This is a genomic window from Mucilaginibacter sp., from assembly GCF_965201005.1.
GTDB lineage: Bacteria > Bacteroidota > Bacteroidia > Sphingobacteriales > Sphingobacteriaceae > Mucilaginibacter_A.
On record NZ_OZ241747.1, the window covers coordinates 1,057,236 to 1,076,583 of the forward strand.

At 39.5% G+C, this 19,348-nt stretch carries 18 protein-coding genes; 11 read left to right on the plus strand and 7 right to left on the minus strand.

Annotated elements, in window-relative coordinates; all coding sequences use genetic code 11:
• Window positions 1-10 precede the first annotated feature (10 nt).
• Together ACOFKR_RS04860 and ACOFKR_RS04865 are read left to right on the plus strand one after the other, a co-directional pair.
• The gene (locus ACOFKR_RS04860) at window positions 11-751 is read left to right on the plus strand and encodes a lytic transglycosylase domain-containing protein (protein ID WP_419802894.1); all 741 of its coding nucleotides are present in this window, start codon (window positions 11-13) and stop codon (window positions 749-751) included.
• Between the two features lie 487 nt (window positions 752-1,238).
• Window positions 1,239-1,409 (plus strand): hypothetical protein, encoded by a 171-nt coding sequence (locus ACOFKR_RS04865; RefSeq protein WP_419802895.1) that lies wholly within the window; start codon window positions 1,239-1,241, stop codon window positions 1,407-1,409.
• Window positions 1,410-1,833: 424 nt separating this feature from the next.
• On the opposite strand, the gene ACOFKR_RS04870 is transcribed toward ACOFKR_RS04865, so the two are convergent.
• Window positions 1,834-2,082 carry a hypothetical protein gene (locus ACOFKR_RS04870; RefSeq protein WP_419803660.1) on the minus strand — a complete coding sequence of 83 codons (249 nt, stop codon included), beginning with the start codon at window positions 2,080-2,082 and terminating at the stop codon, window positions 1,834-1,836.
• On the opposite strand from ACOFKR_RS04870, the gene ACOFKR_RS04875 reads away from it, so the two are divergent.
• Genes ACOFKR_RS04875 through ACOFKR_RS04885 form a run of 3 tightly spaced genes read left to right on the plus strand, consistent with a single transcriptional unit; the run spans window position 2,029 to window position 4,418 of the window.
• Window positions 2,029-2,757, plus strand: coding sequence for an acyl-CoA desaturase (locus ACOFKR_RS04875; protein WP_419802896.1), 729 nt, complete (start codon window positions 2,029-2,031; stop codon window positions 2,755-2,757). The two genes, ACOFKR_RS04870 and ACOFKR_RS04875, sit on opposite strands and share 54 nt — an antisense overlap.
• The gene (locus tag ACOFKR_RS04880; protein ID WP_419802897.1) at window positions 2,757-3,896 is read left to right on the plus strand and encodes an alpha/beta hydrolase fold domain-containing protein; all 1,140 of its coding nucleotides are present in this window, start codon (window positions 2,757-2,759) and stop codon (window positions 3,894-3,896) included. Before ACOFKR_RS04875 ends, ACOFKR_RS04880 begins: the two co-directional genes overlap by 1 nt.
• 54 nt (window positions 3,897-3,950) lie before the next feature.
• Window positions 3,951-4,418, plus strand: coding sequence for a thioredoxin family protein (locus ACOFKR_RS04885; protein ID WP_419802898.1), 468 nt, complete (start codon window positions 3,951-3,953; stop codon window positions 4,416-4,418).
• 193 nt (window positions 4,419-4,611) lie between these two features.
• Here the strand turns inward: ACOFKR_RS04885 and araA are convergent, their stop codons facing one another.
• The 4 genes from araA to ACOFKR_RS04905 form a co-directional block, all read right to left on the minus strand.
• Window positions 4,612-6,102, minus strand: a complete 1,491-nt coding sequence (gene araA / locus ACOFKR_RS04890; protein WP_419802899.1) for an L-arabinose isomerase — start codon at window positions 6,100-6,102, stop codon at window positions 4,612-4,614.
• An 82-nt stretch (window positions 6,103-6,184) separates the two neighbouring features.
• Window positions 6,185-6,883 carry an L-ribulose-5-phosphate 4-epimerase gene (locus tag ACOFKR_RS04895; protein ID WP_419802900.1) on the minus strand — a complete coding sequence of 233 codons (699 nt, stop codon included), beginning with the start codon at window positions 6,881-6,883 and terminating at the stop codon, window positions 6,185-6,187.
• 20 nt (window positions 6,884-6,903) lie between these two features.
• Window positions 6,904-8,583 carry a ribulokinase gene (locus ACOFKR_RS04900; protein WP_419802901.1) on the minus strand — a complete coding sequence of 560 codons (1,680 nt, stop codon included), beginning with the start codon at window positions 8,581-8,583 and terminating at the stop codon, window positions 6,904-6,906.
• Between the two features lie 233 nt (window positions 8,584-8,816).
• Complete coding sequence (locus ACOFKR_RS04905; protein ID WP_419802902.1) at window positions 8,817-9,524, minus strand: NUDIX hydrolase; 708 nt, start codon at window positions 9,522-9,524, stop codon at window positions 8,817-8,819.
• A 398-nt stretch (window positions 9,525-9,922) separates the two neighbouring features.
• Here ACOFKR_RS04905 and ACOFKR_RS04910 point away from each other — a divergent pair, with 398 nt between their 5' ends.
• The 6 genes from ACOFKR_RS04910 to ACOFKR_RS04935 all read left to right on the plus strand — a co-directional run bounded on the left by ACOFKR_RS04910 (window position 9,923) and on the right by ACOFKR_RS04935 (window position 18,398).
• Entirely contained in the window at window positions 9,923-11,467 is a 1,545-nt protein-coding gene (locus ACOFKR_RS04910; RefSeq protein ID WP_419802903.1) for an alpha-N-arabinofuranosidase, read from the plus strand.
• Between the two features lie 233 nt (window positions 11,468-11,700).
• Complete coding sequence (locus ACOFKR_RS04915; RefSeq protein WP_419802904.1) at window positions 11,701-12,306, plus strand: hypothetical protein; 606 nt, start codon at window positions 11,701-11,703, stop codon at window positions 12,304-12,306.
• 121 nt (window positions 12,307-12,427) lie between these two features.
• Entirely contained in the window at window positions 12,428-14,299 is a 1,872-nt protein-coding gene (locus ACOFKR_RS04920) for a DNA topoisomerase IV subunit B (RefSeq protein WP_419802905.1), read from the plus strand.
• A gap of 1,010 nt (window positions 14,300-15,309) precedes the next feature.
• Window positions 15,310-16,011 (plus strand): peroxiredoxin-like family protein, encoded by a 702-nt coding sequence (locus ACOFKR_RS04925; protein ID WP_419802906.1) that lies wholly within the window; start codon window positions 15,310-15,312, stop codon window positions 16,009-16,011.
• A 234-nt stretch (window positions 16,012-16,245) separates the two neighbouring features.
• Window positions 16,246-16,698 (plus strand): thioredoxin family protein, encoded by a 453-nt coding sequence (locus ACOFKR_RS04930; RefSeq protein WP_419802907.1) that lies wholly within the window; start codon window positions 16,246-16,248, stop codon window positions 16,696-16,698.
• A gap of 365 nt (window positions 16,699-17,063) precedes the next feature.
• Complete coding sequence (locus tag ACOFKR_RS04935) at window positions 17,064-18,398, plus strand: alpha-L-fucosidase (RefSeq protein ID WP_419802908.1); 1,335 nt, start codon at window positions 17,064-17,066, stop codon at window positions 18,396-18,398.
• 16 nt (window positions 18,399-18,414) lie between these two features.
• Here the strand turns inward: ACOFKR_RS04935 and ACOFKR_RS04940 are convergent, their stop codons facing one another.
• Together ACOFKR_RS04940 and ACOFKR_RS04945 are read right to left on the minus strand one after the other, a co-directional pair.
• Entirely contained in the window at window positions 18,415-18,648 is a 234-nt protein-coding gene (locus ACOFKR_RS04940) for a hypothetical protein (protein ID WP_419802909.1), read from the minus strand.
• A gap of 168 nt (window positions 18,649-18,816) precedes the next feature.
• A complete protein-coding gene (locus ACOFKR_RS04945) occupies window positions 18,817-19,245 on the minus strand; it encodes a nuclear transport factor 2 family protein (RefSeq protein WP_419802910.1) in 429 nt (142 codons plus the stop codon).
• Window positions 19,246-19,348: the final 103 nt, after the last annotated feature.

The window sequence follows — 19,348 nt, forward strand, 5'->3', positions numbered from 1 at the left end:
AAGAAAGACAATGTACAAAAAACACTTAATTACGTGCTCCGTAATCGTGGTGCTGTTTGTGATGTCAAAGTTGTTTATCTACAGTACAACGCTAAAAAAAGTAGTCGTAAAACCGAAGTCAAAAGAGGATAAAGACGTAGCCGTTTCAGATGCTGCGGCCCTCAATTTCGCCAATGAACCTGTGCCGGTTCATGACCCGAAAGTGGCCGGTAAATTAAATCATTCTTTAAAAAAACGCAACTTTAAACAGTTGAAAACCAATCTGCTGCATGAACGTGCGGCAAAATTATTTAAAGTGATTGAGCCAATCCTGAAAAAATATGGTATCCCGGATGATTTTAAATACATCCCGATCGTAGAATCCGGCCTGGAACAAGGAGTTTCGCCAAAAGGGGCAAAAGGTTTGTGGCAATTTATGCCCGGCACGGCCCGTACCTACGGTTTAAAAGTCAATTCAAAGCATGATGAACGGCTTAACCTGAGAAAAGCTACCGTTGCGGCCTGCATTTACCTGAAAGAACTGCACGGCGAGTTTCATAACTGGACGTTGGTTGCCGCGGCCTACAACAATGGGTCTATCAAACTGGCCAGGCAAATGAAAAGGCAAAAAAAGCACAATTATTTCCGCCTGCATTTGAACCATGAAACCGGACGTTATATTTACGATCTGGTGGCGGTAAAACAAATGATCACCAAACCCGGTGACATGGACTATAATTATGGCCAGCCCGCTTACATGGCACTTAATTAAAAACCACAAGGAGCACAAACAAAAAAGGCTTCGGAGTATTTTCCGGAGCTTTTTTTATGCGGTAAAAACAGCATCAGTATCAGGGCGGCTTTTTTTAAGGAGAGAATTTCTTTGTTCCAACGGTTGATTGATCAGCATTGGCAAAAAATATTAACCTAAACATACGGTTTCAAATCGAAATCTTTATAATCAACTTAAAAACTATAATTTTACAAAATGATAAAACGGATTTTGCCAGGTTTGATACTTTTGATATGCACTTTGCAAAGCTGTATTGTGGTAGGCGGCGTGTTTAGGGCTGGTTTTAAAATGGGCATTTATTCTGTTTTTATAATCATCGGTTTAATCATTTGGGTAATTTCTAAAAGATCTAAGCACCGCTGATTTTCGGCCTGAAAATTACCTCATAAAAGAAGCATCATGCCATCAGGTTTATTTTCGGCAAACAAACAATAAATCATCCTGTTAGCTTTTAAAATTTAATCACATGAAAAAAATAAACCTTTCCCTTTTAGTCTTGGCCGTAATGGTATTGAGCAGCTGTTCTGCCATTGCCGGAATTTTTAAAGCCGGTGCAGCCGTAGGCATTATAGCCGTTGTAGTTATAATTGCAGTAATCATCTGGGTGATTTCCCTTTTCAGAGGAAGAAGTAACTAAATTATTTATAATTGTTGCAGTTGATGCTGCATCCAATCCCGGTTTTTATACAATCCGGGATTTTTTATTTGGAAAAAAACCTTATAAAAAAGCAAAGCTCCTGATGGGCAGGAGCTTTTACTAACCAATTATAAACCTAAATTATGAGAAGGCAATTTACACTATCAAAAAATATTTATTGTTTTTTGATAGTGTAAATGTAACACTAAGTTTCAGAATAACAAATTTCTTAACACATTTTAACATAAATCTATAAAGTTATTTTAACAGAAGCAGGAAGAAAAATATCATTTCCAAAAAAACTTCAATTAAAAAGTAAAAAGTGGTAAAAAGACAATTGATTTTAAATTAGAAATGTTGAATGATAGGCAAAAAATTTAAATCATAAATTTAAAATTGCTGCCAGACACAAGTTTTTCATGATTTAATTAAGATAAAAATTGCTTTTGTGTAAAAATTTTAATCCTGCATTAATCCTCAATAAAAAATTAGCTGTAAAATCGGCTTTATTATGAATTTTCGCATAATTTCTATAAACTATAATAAATCCGGCATAAACCAACATTCTTAAATCCAAACTGTAATTTTGCCGTATTGTATCAAAAGCAATACTTTTTAAATGATCATCCTTGTTTTCTTTCTTTGCCACTGGTTTTTGTCGCTGTTTTTTCAAACATTTTTTTTGCATCGGTATGCATCACATAAAATGTTTAAATTAAACCCTTTTTGGGAGAAAACTTTTTACCTGATGACGTACGTTTTCCAGGGCTCGTCCTTCCTGAACCCGCGCGCTTATGCCATTTTGCACCGGATGCACCACACGTACAGCGATACCGAAAAAGATCCGCATTCGCCGCATTTTGCCAAAGACGTGATCGGGATGATGGTGAAAACCAAAAACATTTATATAGATTACCAAAAGCACCGCGTTGAACCGGAACCAGCTTTTCGCGGGGATTATCCAACCTGGAATTTTGTGGACCGGATGGGCGACAGCTGGATAAGCCGGATTGCTTTTGGCTGTTTTTACATTGCTTTTTATGTAGTTTTTGCCACGCATTGGTGGCTTTTTTTATTACTGCCGATCCATTTTTTGATGGGCCCGCTGCATGGTGCCATTGTAAACTGGTGCGGCCATAAATACGGTTATTCTAATTTTGACAATGATGACCACAGTAAAAACATGCTGCCGTTGGACTTTTTGATGCTGGGCGAACTGTTTCAGAACAATCATCATAAAAAACCAAACGACGCCAATTTTGCAAAACGCTGGTTTGAGGTTGACCCAACTTATCCGCTGATGAAACTGATGCACCATTTGCACATTATCCGGTTAAGGAAAATCTGATGCTTCGTTTCCTACTGATTTTGCTTTTATTGCTGATTTCGCTGCTGGCGGTTTTCCCCGCCCCCGAATATCATTTGTGGATTTTGGCCGTCATCGTTACCGGGTTTCCGTATATTTTTATCGGCATTTGCATCGTTTTCCTGATGATCCAAACCAAAAGCAAGTATCAAAAAGCCGGAAACCTCACTGCAATTGTTGCTTTGATACTGTTTTTATCACCTGTTTTTCGGGCTTATCTGGTTGCTGTAAAATTACCGGAAAACCTGGAAGCTGTTTTTGGAAAAAAAACTGTCAATCTGCCCGATCATCCGCTTAAAACGCCGTTTTCTTTTTTGGCGATGTTTTCGGGGATTGGAGGAAAAGCCGTTTCCCCGCAAACTTTCACTTACAAAACTTATCCCGAAATAAGTTTGCAGATTGATTTTTATGCCGTAAAAACAGCATCCAAGCAACCTTGCGTGGTGGTTGTCCACGGCGGCTCGTGGAGTGGCGGCGATGATAAACAATTGCCCGGACTGAACAGTTATCTGGCGCGGCGCGGTTATCAGGTTGCTTCTATTGATTACCGTTTGGCACCCGAATATAAAAGTACACAAGCATTGGAAGATGTGCAAAACGCGATAACGTATTTAAAAGCAAACGCCGAAAAATTGCAAATCGATACCAATAACTTCGTTTTGTTGGGAAGGTCTGCCGGTGCGCAACTGGCTTTGCTGGCGGCTTATACTTTCAAAAATAATGGCATAAAAGGAGTAGTTGATTTTTACGGTCCGGCAGATATGGTTTTCGGTTATTTTGTTCCTTCCAATCCAATGGTTTTAGATTCGCACAAAGTGATGGAAGCTTATTTGGGCGCCACCTATCAACAAGCCAAAAACCGGTACAAAGCCAGTTCGCCCATTTTGCATGTTAATGCACAATCTGTTCCAACGCTGATGATCCACGGCAAAAATGATGTGCTGGTTTCTTATCAGCATAGCGTCCGTTTAAAACAAAAACTGGATAGTTTGGGCGTAAAAAATTACCTGCTTACTTTGCCCTGGGCCACGCATGGCTGCGATTACAATTTAAACGGCCCGGGCGGACAACTGTCAACATATACTGTAGAACGGTTTTTGCACGTTGTTACTTCAAAATAAACCGGAGCAAAACCTGAAAGTTATTTTTGCGTAAATCAGCTTAAATCAAAAATTATGAAAAAACAATATTTATGGATGCTTCTTTTACCGGTGTTTTTTTCGGTTGTTTATTTAAAAGCGGCTCCGGAAAAACAATCAGTTGCAATATCTAAATCAGTTGCTGCTGATAAAATTGATTTCGTGGAGAACGACTGGAATGCGGCGGTAAAAAAAGCTTCGGCACAAAAAAAATACATTTTTGTAGATTGCTACGCCACCTGGTGCGGCCCGTGTAAAATGCTGAAATTGCAAACTTTTAACAATAAAAAAGTAGCTGATTTTTTTAATAAAAACTTTGTGAATATTTCTATCGATATGGAAAAAGGACAAGGCCCGCAACTGGCCGAACTTTGGAAAATTCAGGCTTATCCAACTTTAATTATTTTTGATGAAAACGCCAAGCCGGTTTTGGGCACAATGGGTTTTATGAAAGCCGATGATTTGATGCGTTTTGCAGAACAAGCTTTGGCCAAAAAGAACTGATACTGTTTTTATCGGTATAAATTTATCGCCCTCGCCAAACCCGGAAACTGCTTTTTTAAAAATGGTTCTGAAGCTTTTGAAGCCGCCAGGAATGCGGAAATAAAATACGTGGTTTTACCTACTTGCATGAAAGATTATTAGCAAGAGGAGCAAAGGTGATTGTTGAACAAAATGCTTCTTTTACCACCTAAATTTACTTGTAAGCCGCTTCATTCCACTTCAATTCATTTTTTAACTGGTTCAATTTTGTATCCGCATCGATGGTAATACATTCAACCCCGGCAATTGCCGCAAAATCCTGCAAGTGTTCAGCCGTTAAATTCTGGCTGAAACAGGTATGGTGCGCGCCGCCAGCATAAATCCAGGCGGCACAACCGGTTTTCATATCGGGCAGTGGTTTCCACAATACGCGGGCGACTGGTAGTTTTGGTAAATCATGTTCTATTTCTACAGCTTCCACAGTGTTAACCAATAAACGGAAACGGTTGCCCATATCTACAATCGAAGCATTTAAAGCTGCTCCGCCACCGGCGTTAAATACCAAACGAACCGGATCTGCTTTGCCGCCAATTCCTAAAGGATGGATTTCGCAAGTCGGTTTTCTATTAGCCAAAACCGGGTCAACTTCCAGCATGTGCGAACCTAAAACTAACGGGTTTTCTTTGTTAAAATGATACGTATAATCTTCCATAAACGCATTTCCGCCCGGCAAACCGCTGCCCATTACCTTCATGGCGCGCACCAAAGCTGCCGTTTTCCAGTCGCCTTCCCCGGCAAAACCGTAACCTTCGGCCATTAAACGCTGCACCGCGATTCCGGGTAATTGCGCCATTCCGTGTAAGTCTTCAAAAGTATCAGTGAAACCTTTAAAGTTGCCTTGCTGCAAAAAAGTACGTAAGCCAATTTCTATTTTTGCTGCTTCTTTTAAGGAGGAAAATTGTGCGCCGCCTTTTAATAAGCTTTCAGCCATCATGTAGCTGTCATTGTATTCTTCAATCAGCTGATCAATTGCCGCAGCCGAAGTGGCGTTAATCACTTTCACCAAATCGCCTATGCCATAAGTATTTACCGAATAGCCAAATTTTAATTCCGCTTCTACTTTATCGCCTTCGGTAACAGCCACAAAGCGCATGTTGTCACCAAAACGCGCAAATTTTGCACCTTGCCAATCATGCCAGCCCGCTGTTGCACGCGCCCAAGTCCCAATTTCCCGTTGCGCTTCTTCGTCTTCAAAATGGCCAACTACAACTTTGCGATCGATTCGCATCCTGGAAACAATAAAACCAAACTCGCGGTCGCCGTGTGCGCTCTGGTTCAGGTTCATAAAATCCATGTCCATCGTTTCCCAGGGGATATCGCGGTTAAATTGCGTGTGTAAATGGAGCATCGGTTTTTGCAGGATTTTGAGGCCGTTGATCCACATTTTGCCCGGCGAAAACGTGTGCATCCAGGTAATCAAACCAATGCAGTTTTTTGCGATGTTCGCATCCTGACAAATGCTATAAATTTCTTCCGTGGTTTTTACCGTTGGTTTGAATACTACTTTTACCGGTATTTCTTTGGAAGTATTTAAAGCTGAGGCAATTTGCTCCGAATGCTGCGCCACCTGATTCAACGTTTCTTCACCGTATAAATGCTGGCTGCCGGTGACGAACCAAACTTCCAGTTCTTTTAAATTGATCATATTTTCGGTTTGTTGATTTTTTGGGAAGGATAAATAACGACACCAATTTTATACCGGTAAAAGAAGCATCTGTAAAAGCGGTTTATTGCCCGTAGTAAGCATCTTTTCCATGCTTACGGTCATGGTGTTTTTGGATCAATGCTGTTTTTAGGCGTTTAACTTCGGGGTTGATCTGTTCTGTGAGATAAGCGATGCGGGCAACTTCCTCTAAAACCGTGCTGTTGTAAACCGCTTTTTCTGCCGATTTTCCCCAGGTAAAAGGAGCGTGGCTGCCTACCAAAATCATCTCCATTTCCCGGTAATCCATTCCTTTTTCCCGCAAGCAATCCATAATCTGGAAACCGGTTTGGTATTCATAATTTCCCTCGATCATGTCATTTGCCATTGGCGGCGCGCAAGGAATATCTGCAGTGCAATGATCTGCATGTGTGGTTCCGTAAATCGGAATATCACGCTGCGATTGTGCCCAGGCCGTGCCATAAGTAGAATGTGTATGCACAATTCCGCCAATATTTTCCCAATGTTTGTATAATACGGCGTGTGTTTTGGTATCGGATGATGGCCGCATCAAACCTTCCACCGTTTTGCCATCAAAATCCACGATCACCATATTGTCCGGCGAAAGTTCGTCATAAGGCACTCCGCTTGGTTTTACGGCGAAAACACCTTGCTTGCGGTCGGCTGCGCTCACGTTCCCGAAGGTAAAAAGCACCAAACCAAGCTTTGGCAACTGCATGTTCGCTGTATAAGCACTCAGTCGGATTTCATCGTATTTGCTCATTTTGATGCTGTTTTTATCGGTTAAAAATCCATCGTTTGGCTTTCGATGGCTTTGCCGAGGTTGATATATTTTTGATAACGTTTGGCGTATATTTCCACCTTCTGCAAATCGGGTTGATATTCCGCATCAAAACCTTGCCCCATCGCCGCCATTGCATCTTCCACTTTTGGATAAATTCCGGCAACCGTTGCGGCAAACATGGCCGCACCAATAGCGCAGGTTTGTTCCGATTTGTGGATGCGGATTGGCATGTTCATTACATCGGCCATCATTTGCATGATAAAAGGCGATTTTTTGGCCACGCCGCCCATTCCGATCAGTCCTTTTACCGGCACGCCTTCTTTTTGGAAACGATCAACAATGCTTTTCGCCCCAAAACAAGTTGCTTCGGCAATCGCCCGGAAAATAGAAGGCGCGTTGGTGCCCAAACGTAAATTGGCAATTACGCCTTTTAGTTCCTGATTGGCGTCCGGCGTACGGCGGCCGTTCAGCCAGTCTATCGCAAGTTCGGTTTTTTCGTTTATGTCGATTTTTGCCGCTTCTTTACTTAGCCCGGGGATGATTTTATCCGTCATCTCCTGTACAAGGTCCGCCGCCGTTTCCTGATCTATAATTTTAGTCGATAAAAGAAGCTCTTTCATCGGCCAGACCAGCAATTCGCGGAACCAGGCGTAAGAATCACCGAATGCAGATTGCCCGGCCTCCATGCCCGTCATCCCCGGAATGATCGATCCCGGAACCTGACCGCAAATGCCTTTTACCAAAGTCCCTGCAACTTCTGCTGTTGGCGCAACCAGCATATCGCAGGTAGAAGTGCCCATCACTTTGCTTAAATAATAAGGTTCGATCTGGCCGCCAACGGCACCCATGTGGGCATCAAAAGCACCAACGCCAATCAAAACATCGGTTGATAAGCCTAATTTTTCTGCCCATTCTGCGCTTAAATTCCCGGCGGCTTGATCAGCAGTATAAGTTTCTTTAAATAAACGGGAAGTAAACCCTTTTAAAAGCGGGTCCCAGGATGAGAAAAATTCATCAGGAGGCAAACCGCCATATTCCTCGGCCCAAAGTGCTTTATGTCCGGCTGCACAAACGCTGCGCTTCATCTCCGAAATATGTTTTCCTCCCGAAAGTAAAAACGGAACCCAATCGCAATGTTCCACCCAGGAATAGGTTGCTGCACGAACTTTTTCATCAACCCGTAAAATATGTAAAAGCTTCGCCCAAAACCATTCCGAAGAATAAATGCCGCCGACAAACTGCAGATAATTTATTTCCGATTTTTGCGCGTGTTCGTTTAGTTCTGCAGCTTCTTTTAACGAAGTATGATCTTTCCAAAGCACAAACATGGCGTTTGGGTTTTCCGCAAAATCTGGCAACAGGGCAAGCGGCGTTCCGCTTTCATCAACCGCAACAGGCGAAGAACCGGTTGTGTCGATGGAAATTGCCTTTACGTTTTTTGGGTCGATATCCGATGCTGTTTTTAGGCACTCTTTTATCGTAAACTCCAGTCCTTCAATATAATCCAGCGGGTGCTGGCGGAATTGATTGAGCGATGCATCACAATATAAAACCTGTTTCCAACGCGGATAATAGTAAACGGATGAAGCAATTTCCTGTCCGTTTTCTGCATCTACAATTACAGAACGAACGGAATCTGTGCCATAATCCACGCCAATAACAAACTGTTTGTTTTCCATGATTACAATTCGTGTCTAATTAACATTTAATTATTCGCATAAGGAAGATTATGGCATAATAAAATGACTGACAACTTAAAAGGCCGGTTTATACGATCGCAAACGGATTTGCAATGCTTCTTTTATCACTAAAAATTTGCTTTTGCAATAGTTGTCGATAAAAAAAATCACCAAAATTTAGGTGATAAAAGAAGCATGTAAAATTTGTAACTTAGATTTTAAGCAGCTTTAAATCAAAAAATCAAACTTTCCGGGTTTGGGATGAAGTTGATAAAAGACCGAAATTTTTCTTTATACTGCGTTTTGTCCAAAGTATAATAAAAAGCTCCTTTTTTGGAGTTCTCTTTGTGCTTATCGTCCAGCCGGATCAGCAAGCCGGTCGATAGCAGTTTCCGGCTAAAGTTCCGCTTGTCAAAAGTAGTCCCGTAGATGCCTTCATAAAGACTTTGCAACTGCGGGATGGTAAATTTTTCGGGCAATAATTCAAATAAAATTGGGTGCAGGGCAGCTTTGTAACGCAGTTCGCGCTTGGCTGTTTCTACCATTTCCTGGTGGTCAAAAATCAGTTTGGGCACTTCATTCAGCAAAAACCATTCGGCATGATAATCCTGGCTGATTTGTTTTTCATACTGATGGATATCGATCAGCGAAAAATATGCAATACCAATGGTACGTTCCAGCGGATCGCGTTTGGGCTCGCCAAAGCATTTCAATTGCTCCAAAAAAACACCTTCCAGGCCGGTCAGTTGTTTCAAAATCCGGTTTGCTGCTGCGGTCAACCCTTCATCGGGCTGAATAAAACCGCCCATCAAACTCCATTTTTTTGCTTCCGGTTCAAAACCACGCTGAATAAGCAGCAGTTTTAAATTGTCGCCATCAAATCCAAAAATAATACAATCCACCGCAACCAGAATTCGGGTTTGACCAAAATATCGGACCATGTTTTTTTAATTGTGACTGAAAGCTGTTTTCATAGAGTTAAGTGCCTGTTTAAATTTTGTTTAAAGGGTTTTTGTATGCTTCTTTTATCGCCTAAAATTTGGTGGTTTTACCTGATTTTTTTCCATCTACAACATTTATGAAAACGAAATTTATTGGCATAAAAGAAGCATTGTAATCCTGTTGGCAAAAATTTAAACAGGCTCTAAATATAATTAATACTTCGGGAAAAAATTTTATTTCAAAATTATTTTAATTGTTGTTTTGACATTTATATAATATTGATACATTTGGATGTGATTGCCAATGAAACGTGCAATCTGTTATCAAACATAAAATTAAATACAGCTTCTTTAAAAAATACCTTTTAAAAGAAGCATCACACCAAAAAACCTACAAGATGAAGCCATTGTTTACTATAATTTCTTTGGTGTTTTTGCTGCATCAACGTGCTGATTGCCAGCAAACCGCACAAGCCGTTTTAAACGGAAAAGATGCCAAAACGCAGATCAGCAGGCATATATACGGCCAGTTTTCAGAACATTTGGGCAGAAGTATTTACGATGGTTTTTGGGTCTCTGAAGGCTCAGCGATCCCGAATAAAGGCCGTATCCGCACCGATATTGTAGCAGCTTTGAAAAAAATCCACATCCCGAACCTGCGCTGGCCGGGCGGTTGTTTTGCAGATGAATATCACTGGCGCGATGGCATTGGCGAGAGAACAAAACGGCCAAAAATGGTGAACACCAACTGGGGCGGCGTAACAGAAGACAACAGTTTTGGCACAAATGAATTTTTAGAATTGTGCGGAATGCTGAATTGCGAACCTTATATTTCTGCCAATGTGGGCAGCGGCACGGTTGAAGAAATGTCTAAATGGGTAGAGTACCTCAATTTTGACGGCGTAAGCCCGATGGCGGCCTTGCGTACAGAAAACGGTCATCCGAAACCTTATAAAGTAAGTTTTTGGGGCGTGGGCAATGAAAGCTGGGGCTGTGGCGGCAGCATGACACCGGATTTCTATTCAGATCAATTTCGGCGATATGCCACTTACGCCCGTAATTATCCCGGTGCGCCGCTTAAAAAAATCGCCAGCGGTGCCAACAGTGATGATTATCACTGGACGGAAGTTGCCATGAAAAACATTGGTAACAGGGCCTGGGGTTTATCGCTGCATTATTATACGGTGCCAACCGGCAACTGGGGCGATAAAGGTTCGGCCACTAATTTTGATGAGAAGCAATACATTTCCACAATGCGCAACTGCCTGCACATGGAAGAATTGGTAAACAAGCATTCGGCCATTATGGACAAATATGACCCGGCAAAAAAAGTGGCCATGGTGGTGGATGAATGGGGAATCTGGACGAATGTGGAACCAGGCACCAATCCAGGGTTTTTATTTCAGCAAAACAGTATGCGCGATGCACTGATTGCAGGCACAACACTGAATATTTTTAATAATCATGCAGACCGCGTGAAAATGGCCAACCTGGCGCAAACGGTCAACGTGCTGCAATCTTTAGTGCTTACCCAAAAAGAGAAAATGATCCTGACGCCAACATACCATGTTTTTGATCTTTATCAGGTTCATCAGGATGCCACTTTGCTGCCCATCACTATTCAATCTCCTGATTATATGGTTGATGATATAAAAGTTCCTGCCGTAAATGCTTCCGCCTCGCGCGATAGTAACGGTGTGGTGCATATTTCTTTTGTGAACCTCAACACCAAAAAAATGACGGTCAGCACTGTTTTGCAATCTGTGGATTACAAATCTGTGCAGGGCCGGATGGTGACTTCAGCAAAATTTACCGATTACAACTCTTTTGATCAGCCTGATAAAATAACCGTTACTGCTTTTACCGGTGCAAAAAAACAAGGTGCACAATTGGTTGCAGAATTGCCAGCACTTAGTGTTGTAATTTTAACATTGAAAAAGTAGTTCTTAAGTTATAGTCTTGACCGTGAAATGCTGGCTAAGGTTCGGTTTAAGCTAATCTGATTCCGATAGGCATCAGCAACTTGTGATAATGCTGTTTTTACCGGTAAAAATTTCAATATATAATGGGCAATTGATTTTTATTCCGCAGCAATTAACATTGTTTTAACATATAATATATTAAGTTTGACTGGCAGATTTATGAAATAGGATTTATAAGATTTAAACCGGGCTACATGAAGAAGTTTTCAAAAATTCTTGTTGTTCTACTTATCTTCGGCGGAAGCAGTTACACGCAAACCGTGCAACTTTATTCTCAGCTTAAAACCTTTCAGCAATCACTCTCTGCAACCGGTTTGCAATTTGCCATACCCAAAGGGTTTAGGGAAATAAAAGCCTTGCACCAGGACAATATTGACGTGGATTATGCGATGGAACTGCCTGATGAAAATTTCCAGATTTGGTATCAGGTGAGGAACACGCAGCAATCCTGGCCAAAACGCAGGATTTTAGAAGACAATGCCAAACATGTTCTCATCAACCCTGATTCTGTTTATAATCTTGCAGCGCAATCTGCAGCGGGAATGCTGGCCGGAAAAAATAATTACATCACCAAAAAACTGCCGCAGGAAGTGCTGAATACTTTTCATGCCGATGAAGGAAAATCATATCAATTAGAGCTGTTTGACCGCCCCGAAACCAATCATTTTCAATATGGACTGTTGCTAAGTCTGCAAAAAAATGGTTCCGGTTTTATTTCGATGCTGTTTTTGAGCAATGATAACGGGCCGGATTTCTATAAAAAAGTAAACAAAGCTTACTACGCCGTCAGGTTTAACTGATGCTTCTTTTACAGGATAAATTTATCCACATTTTATGTAAACTTTCAAACAAAGACCTGTAACATAAGGCAGAATCTTTTGATTTTGATAAATTTGTGCTAAAATTAGTAGCAAAAAAATCATGCCGGCAAGCCTTTCCAATACTTCAAATCCTGTAAATTATAGTGAAGACAGCATCCGTTCGTTGGATTGGAAGGAACATATCCGCTTGCGGCCGGGCATGTATATTGGCAAATTGGGCGATGGTTCTGCTTATGATGACGGCATTTATGTTTTGCTGAAAGAAATTGTAGATAACTCTATTGATGAATTTGTGATGGGTGCTGGCCGAAGCATCGACATTAATTTAAGTGAACACAAAATTGCTGTACGCGATTATGGCCGCGGCATTCCGTTAGGGAAAGTGATCGATTGCGTTTCTAAAATCAATACCGGTGGAAAATATGACAGTAAAGCTTTCCAAAAATCGGTTGGTTTAAATGGTGTTGGAACGAAGGCTGTAAATGCGCTTTCCAGTAATTTTATCGTGCAATCTTACCGCGATAACCGCACCAAAATCGCTGAATTTAGCAAAGGCGAACTGATCCGCGAAGAAGAAAAAGACACCACGCAGCGTAATGGTACGGCCATCAGTTTCTTGCCGGATGACAGTATTTTCCGGCATTATCGTTTTATCCCGGAGTTTGCCGAAAACATGATCTGGAATTACGTTTTTTTAAATGCCGGGCTAACGATCAATTTTAACGGACAAAAATACCATTCTGAAAAAGGCCTGCACGATTTGCTGGTGCGCAATACCGATACTGAAAACCTGCGTTATCCGATCATCCATTTAAAAGGGGAGGATATTGAAATAGCCATGACGCATGGGCAGCAATATGGCGAAGAATATTATTCTTTTGTGAACGGCCAGCACACCACGCAGGGCGGCACGCACCAGGCAGCTTTCCGTGAGGCCGTTGTAAAAACCATCCGTGAGTTTTATAAAAAGGAATTTGACGCGGCCGATGTGCGCGCTTCTATTGTGGCTGCGGTTTCCATCCGCGTGCAGGAACCTGTTTTTGAATCGCAAACGAAAACCAAGTTAGGTTCGCAAAATGTGGCCGAAGATGGTCCGTCGGTACGTTCTTTCATCAATGATTTTGTGAAAAAAGCACTGGACGACCATCTGCATAAAAATCCATCAACGTCGGATGGTTTGCTGAAGCGCATTTTACAATCAGAACGCGAACGAAAAGATATTGCCGGCATTAAAAAACTGGCCAACGAACGCGCCAAAAAAGCATCGCTGCACAACAAAAAGCTGCGCGATTGCAAGTTGCATTTTGAAGATACGCACGAACGGAAACAGGATACCACGCTGTTTATTACCGAAGGCGATTCTGCAAGCGGTTCCATTACTAAATCCCGTGATGTACAAACGCAGGCAGTTTTCAGCTTAAAAGGAAAACCTTTAAACTGCTTTGGCCTCACCAAAAAAGTAGTTTACGAAAACGAAGAATTTAACCTGCTGCAACACGCGCTCAACATTGAAGATGGTTTGGATGGATTGCGCTACAACAACATTGTAATTGCAACCGATGCAGACGTAGATGGTATGCACATCCGACTGCTTTTAATGACGTTTTTTCTGCAGTTTTTCCCGGACTTGGTAAAAGCCGGCCATGTTTCTATTTTGCAAACACCGCTTTTCCGTGTGCGTAATAAAAAGGAAACTATTTATTGTTACAGCGACGAAGAACGCCAGCGCGCGATCAGAAAATTGGGCAACAAACCGGAAATCACACGATTTAAAGGTTTGGGTGAGATTTCGCCGGAAGAATTTGGTTTGTTTATCGGAAAAGATATCCGGCTGGATCCCGTGTTGTTAAAAGAAGCCAACATTAAATCGTTGTTAGAATATTTTATGGGCAAAAATACGCCGGACCGGCAGCAGCATATTATCCAGAATTTGAGGGTAGAGGTTGATATTTTGGAGGAGGAAGTTGTTTGATGCTGTTTTTATGGGTATAAAATTTGAGTTTTTGAAGGATTAAAAATCCTTAGTTCAGAGGACGGGATCATAAATCCCGACCAACGAGATGTTATTAATTGCGAAATGAAAGAATATTATATCAAAAAGCTTTATATATCATTATTAATAATTATTATAAGCTTAAGCCTATACAGTTATATTCTTGATTGCATTATAAGTTTTAAATATACCTCCCAAAATTTTAACTTTATTTTTTTATACTTAATCGACTATTCAATCTTCCATAGCTGGATGTTTTTAATATATTGTGTATTTTATTACTATTTGACTCGGAATATTAAACTAGGGGATTTCATAGTTTTTAAAATTACTATATCTTTAATTATATTCTACAATATCGCCAATATAATGGCTAAAGATGATTACAGTATAGTTACAAGTGATTTTAAAAAAACAAAGATAATAATGTCTTATTGTTTAGCTATTTTAACAATGGTTTTAGCAAGTGAATTCAGTCCATATTTTAAAAGAAATATTAATTAATCTAACAATTTTTCTTTGAGAAAATTTCAAAATGTTTTATGTGATGATGATGTATTTTAGTATAATTATCAGTCTAAATTCCGCCGATCGTGATTTGCAATCCCGTACTTTAGAGCTAATGATTTTCAATCCAACAACAATGCTTCTTTTATCACCTAAAGTTACGACTCATCAAAATTTATCTTATAAAAGAAGTATTGATGATTGATTTTTAATACCGGCAAGGTTTTTAAAACCTTGCCGGTATCGTGCTATTTTCGGGAATAAAGTTCAGGTTGCTTGATCATGTTGTTCAAAAAAAGTAAAACCCATCATTCTAAAAGATTGGTATAAAAGCGTAACCATCTGGCCTGCAAACTTTTAGGAAATTTTCAAAATCAATTCTCAAACCTAAAACTTTGTACAAATAAAAATTAAAATAATTTGTAAGGTTTTTACTTAAAAGCCGACAAAACCATTAAAACAAATAACTAATTAAACATTCTATGACACACAACTTATTTAATTCGGCCAAATTAAAACATTATACTAAGGCTTTGCTTTTGGCGGCTTTTAGCTTATTTGTGTTTTTTACGGTAAAGGCAAACCCTTTAACTATTGATACTCTAAGCACAATCAAAACACTGCCAGGCGAAATCATTCCCGCCAATCCCACTGACATCAGCCCGCTGCTGATTGGGGAATCTATCCCAACTGTTAATTTAACTGATTTTAATGGTAAACCTTTCAATTTAAACGAAGAAGTGGCCAAAAAACCAACTGTTCTTATTTTTTATCGTGGCGGATGGTGTCCTTTTTGCAACAGGGAACTATCCGGAATTCAAACAATTGAAGGAAGTTTGAGAGCAATGGGATATCAAATTGTTGCCATTAGTACAGACAGCCCAGAAAACTTGTCGAAAACGATGGGAAAAGATCAGCTTACCTATACTTTATTATCAGATAGTGAATTATCTGTTTCTAAAGCGTTTGGGTTAGCTTATGTAGCTCCGAAAGCTTACGAAAAATTGTTGGTCAACAGTTCTAACGGTAAAAATATTGATAAACTTCTGCCTGTACCTTCTGTTTTTATTTTAGATACCAAAGGTACAATCCAATTTGAGTATATTAATCCTGATTATAAACAACGGATCAACCCGGATTTGCTACAAGCAGTTGCTGGTGCTTTAAAGAAAGAATCAAAATAAAAGCTATTGTACTTTTATTTGTAAAAAAGATGTAGATGCTCAATCTTAATATCGATAAAAAAAACTTAATGATCAGTTCAAGTTAATTATTGCATACTTCTTATATCAGCCATAAATCATTGTATGGAACACGTTTTTGTATTGATGTTGTAATCGGTCATACAAATTTTAGGTGATAAAATAAGTATGTTTGTTAAATCAGGATGTTGACAGAAACTTAAACAAGTGCTACCAATGAATAAAAAACTTCAACTTAATCTGTTAAGCCTGAGCTGGCTAATATTTTTCCTGAATTTACCATTAATCGGGAAAAGTCAAATTAATACCAAGCCCGCTGCACAAATCAACTTTGTCAAAAGTTCTTGGGCACAAGCGTTAAAAAAGGCCAAAGAAGAGCATAAATATGTTTTTGTTGATGCATATGCTACTTGGTGCGCCCCGTGTCGCCAGATGAAAGAAACAACATTTAAAAACAAAGAAGTAGCAGCTTTTTTTAATAAAAATTTTATAAACCTTGCTATTGATGCAGAAAAAGGCGAAGGTATCGAACTTGCAGAAAAATGGGGTTTAGAATCTTATCCAACGGTTTATATATTAAATAGTAAAGGAGTTATAATTTCAACAAAAGAAGGGTTAACAGATGCAGCAGATATGATCCGTTTTGGGAAAAGTGCCCTCGTAAATTAAGCAATATTATTATTCGATAAGCTGATTAACTTAAGTTAGTTTGATGTATAAGCGAGTAGAAACAAAAGGAATTGTAAGCAGAAATTCCTCAAAAGCAACGGCCTGTATATTATTAAGGAACAGTGCTTTGATGGAACTGAAATCTATCTAACCCGTTAATATTTGTTTTATAAAAGAAGTATTGATGATTGATTTTGAACCAGCAAGGTTTTTATAATCTTGCTGGTTTGTGTTGATCTTTAAAGATGTAAATTTTCATCCTGCCGAACTATACTTCTTTTATCACCTAAAAATCACAACTCACTAAAATTTATGCCCTAAAAGAAGCGTTGATAATTGTATCTTTAATAAACTTTCAACCCAAAATGAAAAAATATTTTAGTACGTTATTGATTTTGCTTTTGGCAATTTCACTTCGGGCGCAAACAGCAGGTTATGTTCCCACCAAACAAAACCTGGAAGCACGTAACTGGTTCAGCAACAATAAATACGGTTTGTTTATCCATTGGGGGCCGTTTAGTATTCCCGGAGATGGCGAATGGGTGATGAACAACCGCAACATCACCGTGAAAAATTATACGCGGCTGGAAAGATTTTTCAACCCGATTGATTTTAATGCGGCTCAATGGGTTTCGATGGCCAAAAACGGTGGCATGAAATACATTACGCTAATCACGCGCCACCATGATGGTTTCAGCATGTGGAATACCAAATATTCGGATTTTAACATTATGCAAACGCCTTATAAAAAGGATATTGTTAAGCAAATGGCGGATGAATGCCACAAGCAGGGCATCAAACTTTTTTTATATTATTCTTTATTAGACTGGCGCAGAGATGATTATCAGTATTGGACTGGACGAACCGGTAAAGGAACCGGACGAACAAAGCATGGTGATTGGAATGAGTATATTCAATTTATGAAAAACCAGCTGACCGAATTGCTGACGAATTACGGCGAAATTGGCGGGATTTGGTTTGATGGTTATTGGGACCAAATGGATGCGGAAAGTAAGGATAGAAAAGACAATGCGACACGAGCGGACTGGCACATGCGGGAAATTTATGATCTGATCCATAAATTACAGCCGCAGTGTTTGATCGGCAATAATCACCACATGACGCCTTTAGCCGGAGAAGATTTCCAGATGTTTGAGCAGGATTTGCCTGGCGAAAATACAAACGGATTAAGTTTTCAGAAAATATCCAATCTTCCGCTGGAAACTTGCGCTACTATTAATAACAGTTGGGGTTTTAATTTAACGGATACCACTTACAAAACACCGGCTCAAATTGTCAATCTTTTAGTAAGATCAGCCGGAAACGGCGGCAATTTATTGTTGAATATCGGACCGATGCCAAACGGCGAAATCCAGCCGGAGTTTAAAGAACGGATCAGTTGGATGGGCAATTGGTTAAAAACTTATGGCGAAAGTATTTACAATACCAAAGCCGGATATTTGCTGCCGCAAAATTGGGGTTGTTTAACGCAAAATGCTAATAAAATTTATGTCCATCCTTTAAATCCTGTTGGCAAAAATATTACTTTGGCGGATGCTTCTTTTAAGCATATAAAAAAGGCATATCTGTTAAAAACCAAACAACGTGTAAAAGTAATCTTAAAAAATAAAACTTGGATCGTTCCGGTTGTGCAACCAACGGCAGAAGATCCTGATCCGGTAGTTGTGTTGGAGTTGTAAAATTTGCTTTTGAAGACTACTTTTTTAAAAAAAGCAAAATAAAGCCGAACGTTGCAACAATTTGACCAATCCAAAAAACAAACATCCACTTAATTGTATCAGCTTTACCTTCAAGGAACTTTTCTGTTAACTTGGTTTCAAGTTTTGCCAAATCTTGTTTAGTAGCTAATAATTCAGAATTTCTTTCAAATTCGTCTTTAATCCTACTTTCTATGTACCCTGTTAAATTTTCAGCAGTTTCTTTGCCCACTTTTTCATTTAAAAGTTAATACAATTGCGTAATGCTTACAGATGCCATGGTGTAAATATAAGAAATAAATTATAACTATCATTTCTGTAATAAATAGTTATAACTACCGTAAAAGAAGCATCCAAGCATACAAACTTGGATGCTTCTTTTATCAGGTAAAAAATCTAATTAACTAAACACACTTGCAACATTTGTAATTTTCCAACCATTACCGGTATCCGTCATGGTTACATAATTAGTACGTGAAAAGTTTTGATATTTCATTTGTACTTTGTACACAACCAGGTTGGTGGCACTTTCAATAATTTTTGTGGTAGTTGTGCAATTTTGTTCTACATATTGCTCACTTTCAAGGCTTTGCAATATTTGATTTTTGCTGAAACTAATTACTTGTTGTCCGCGGTTATGAGAAAACTTGGCATTGTCATCAATGATTTCAGCCAATCCGGCAGTTTTTCCATGTGTAAAAGCATCAACATATGTGTTGATTGCATAACGCATCGTTAACCTTTCTTTCAGGTTTGGCGTGTTTGCTTTTGCAGCAGTAAAAGTTAAAGTAACCAGTAAAGCAATGAAGATAGTTTTTAAAGTTTTCATAGTATTTTAAATTTAAGTTTTTGTGGTTGTTTTGATGTATAGACGCTGTTGGGTATTGCTGCGTTACAAAAAAATCGTATTATTTTTTAATAAGTTTTCATGT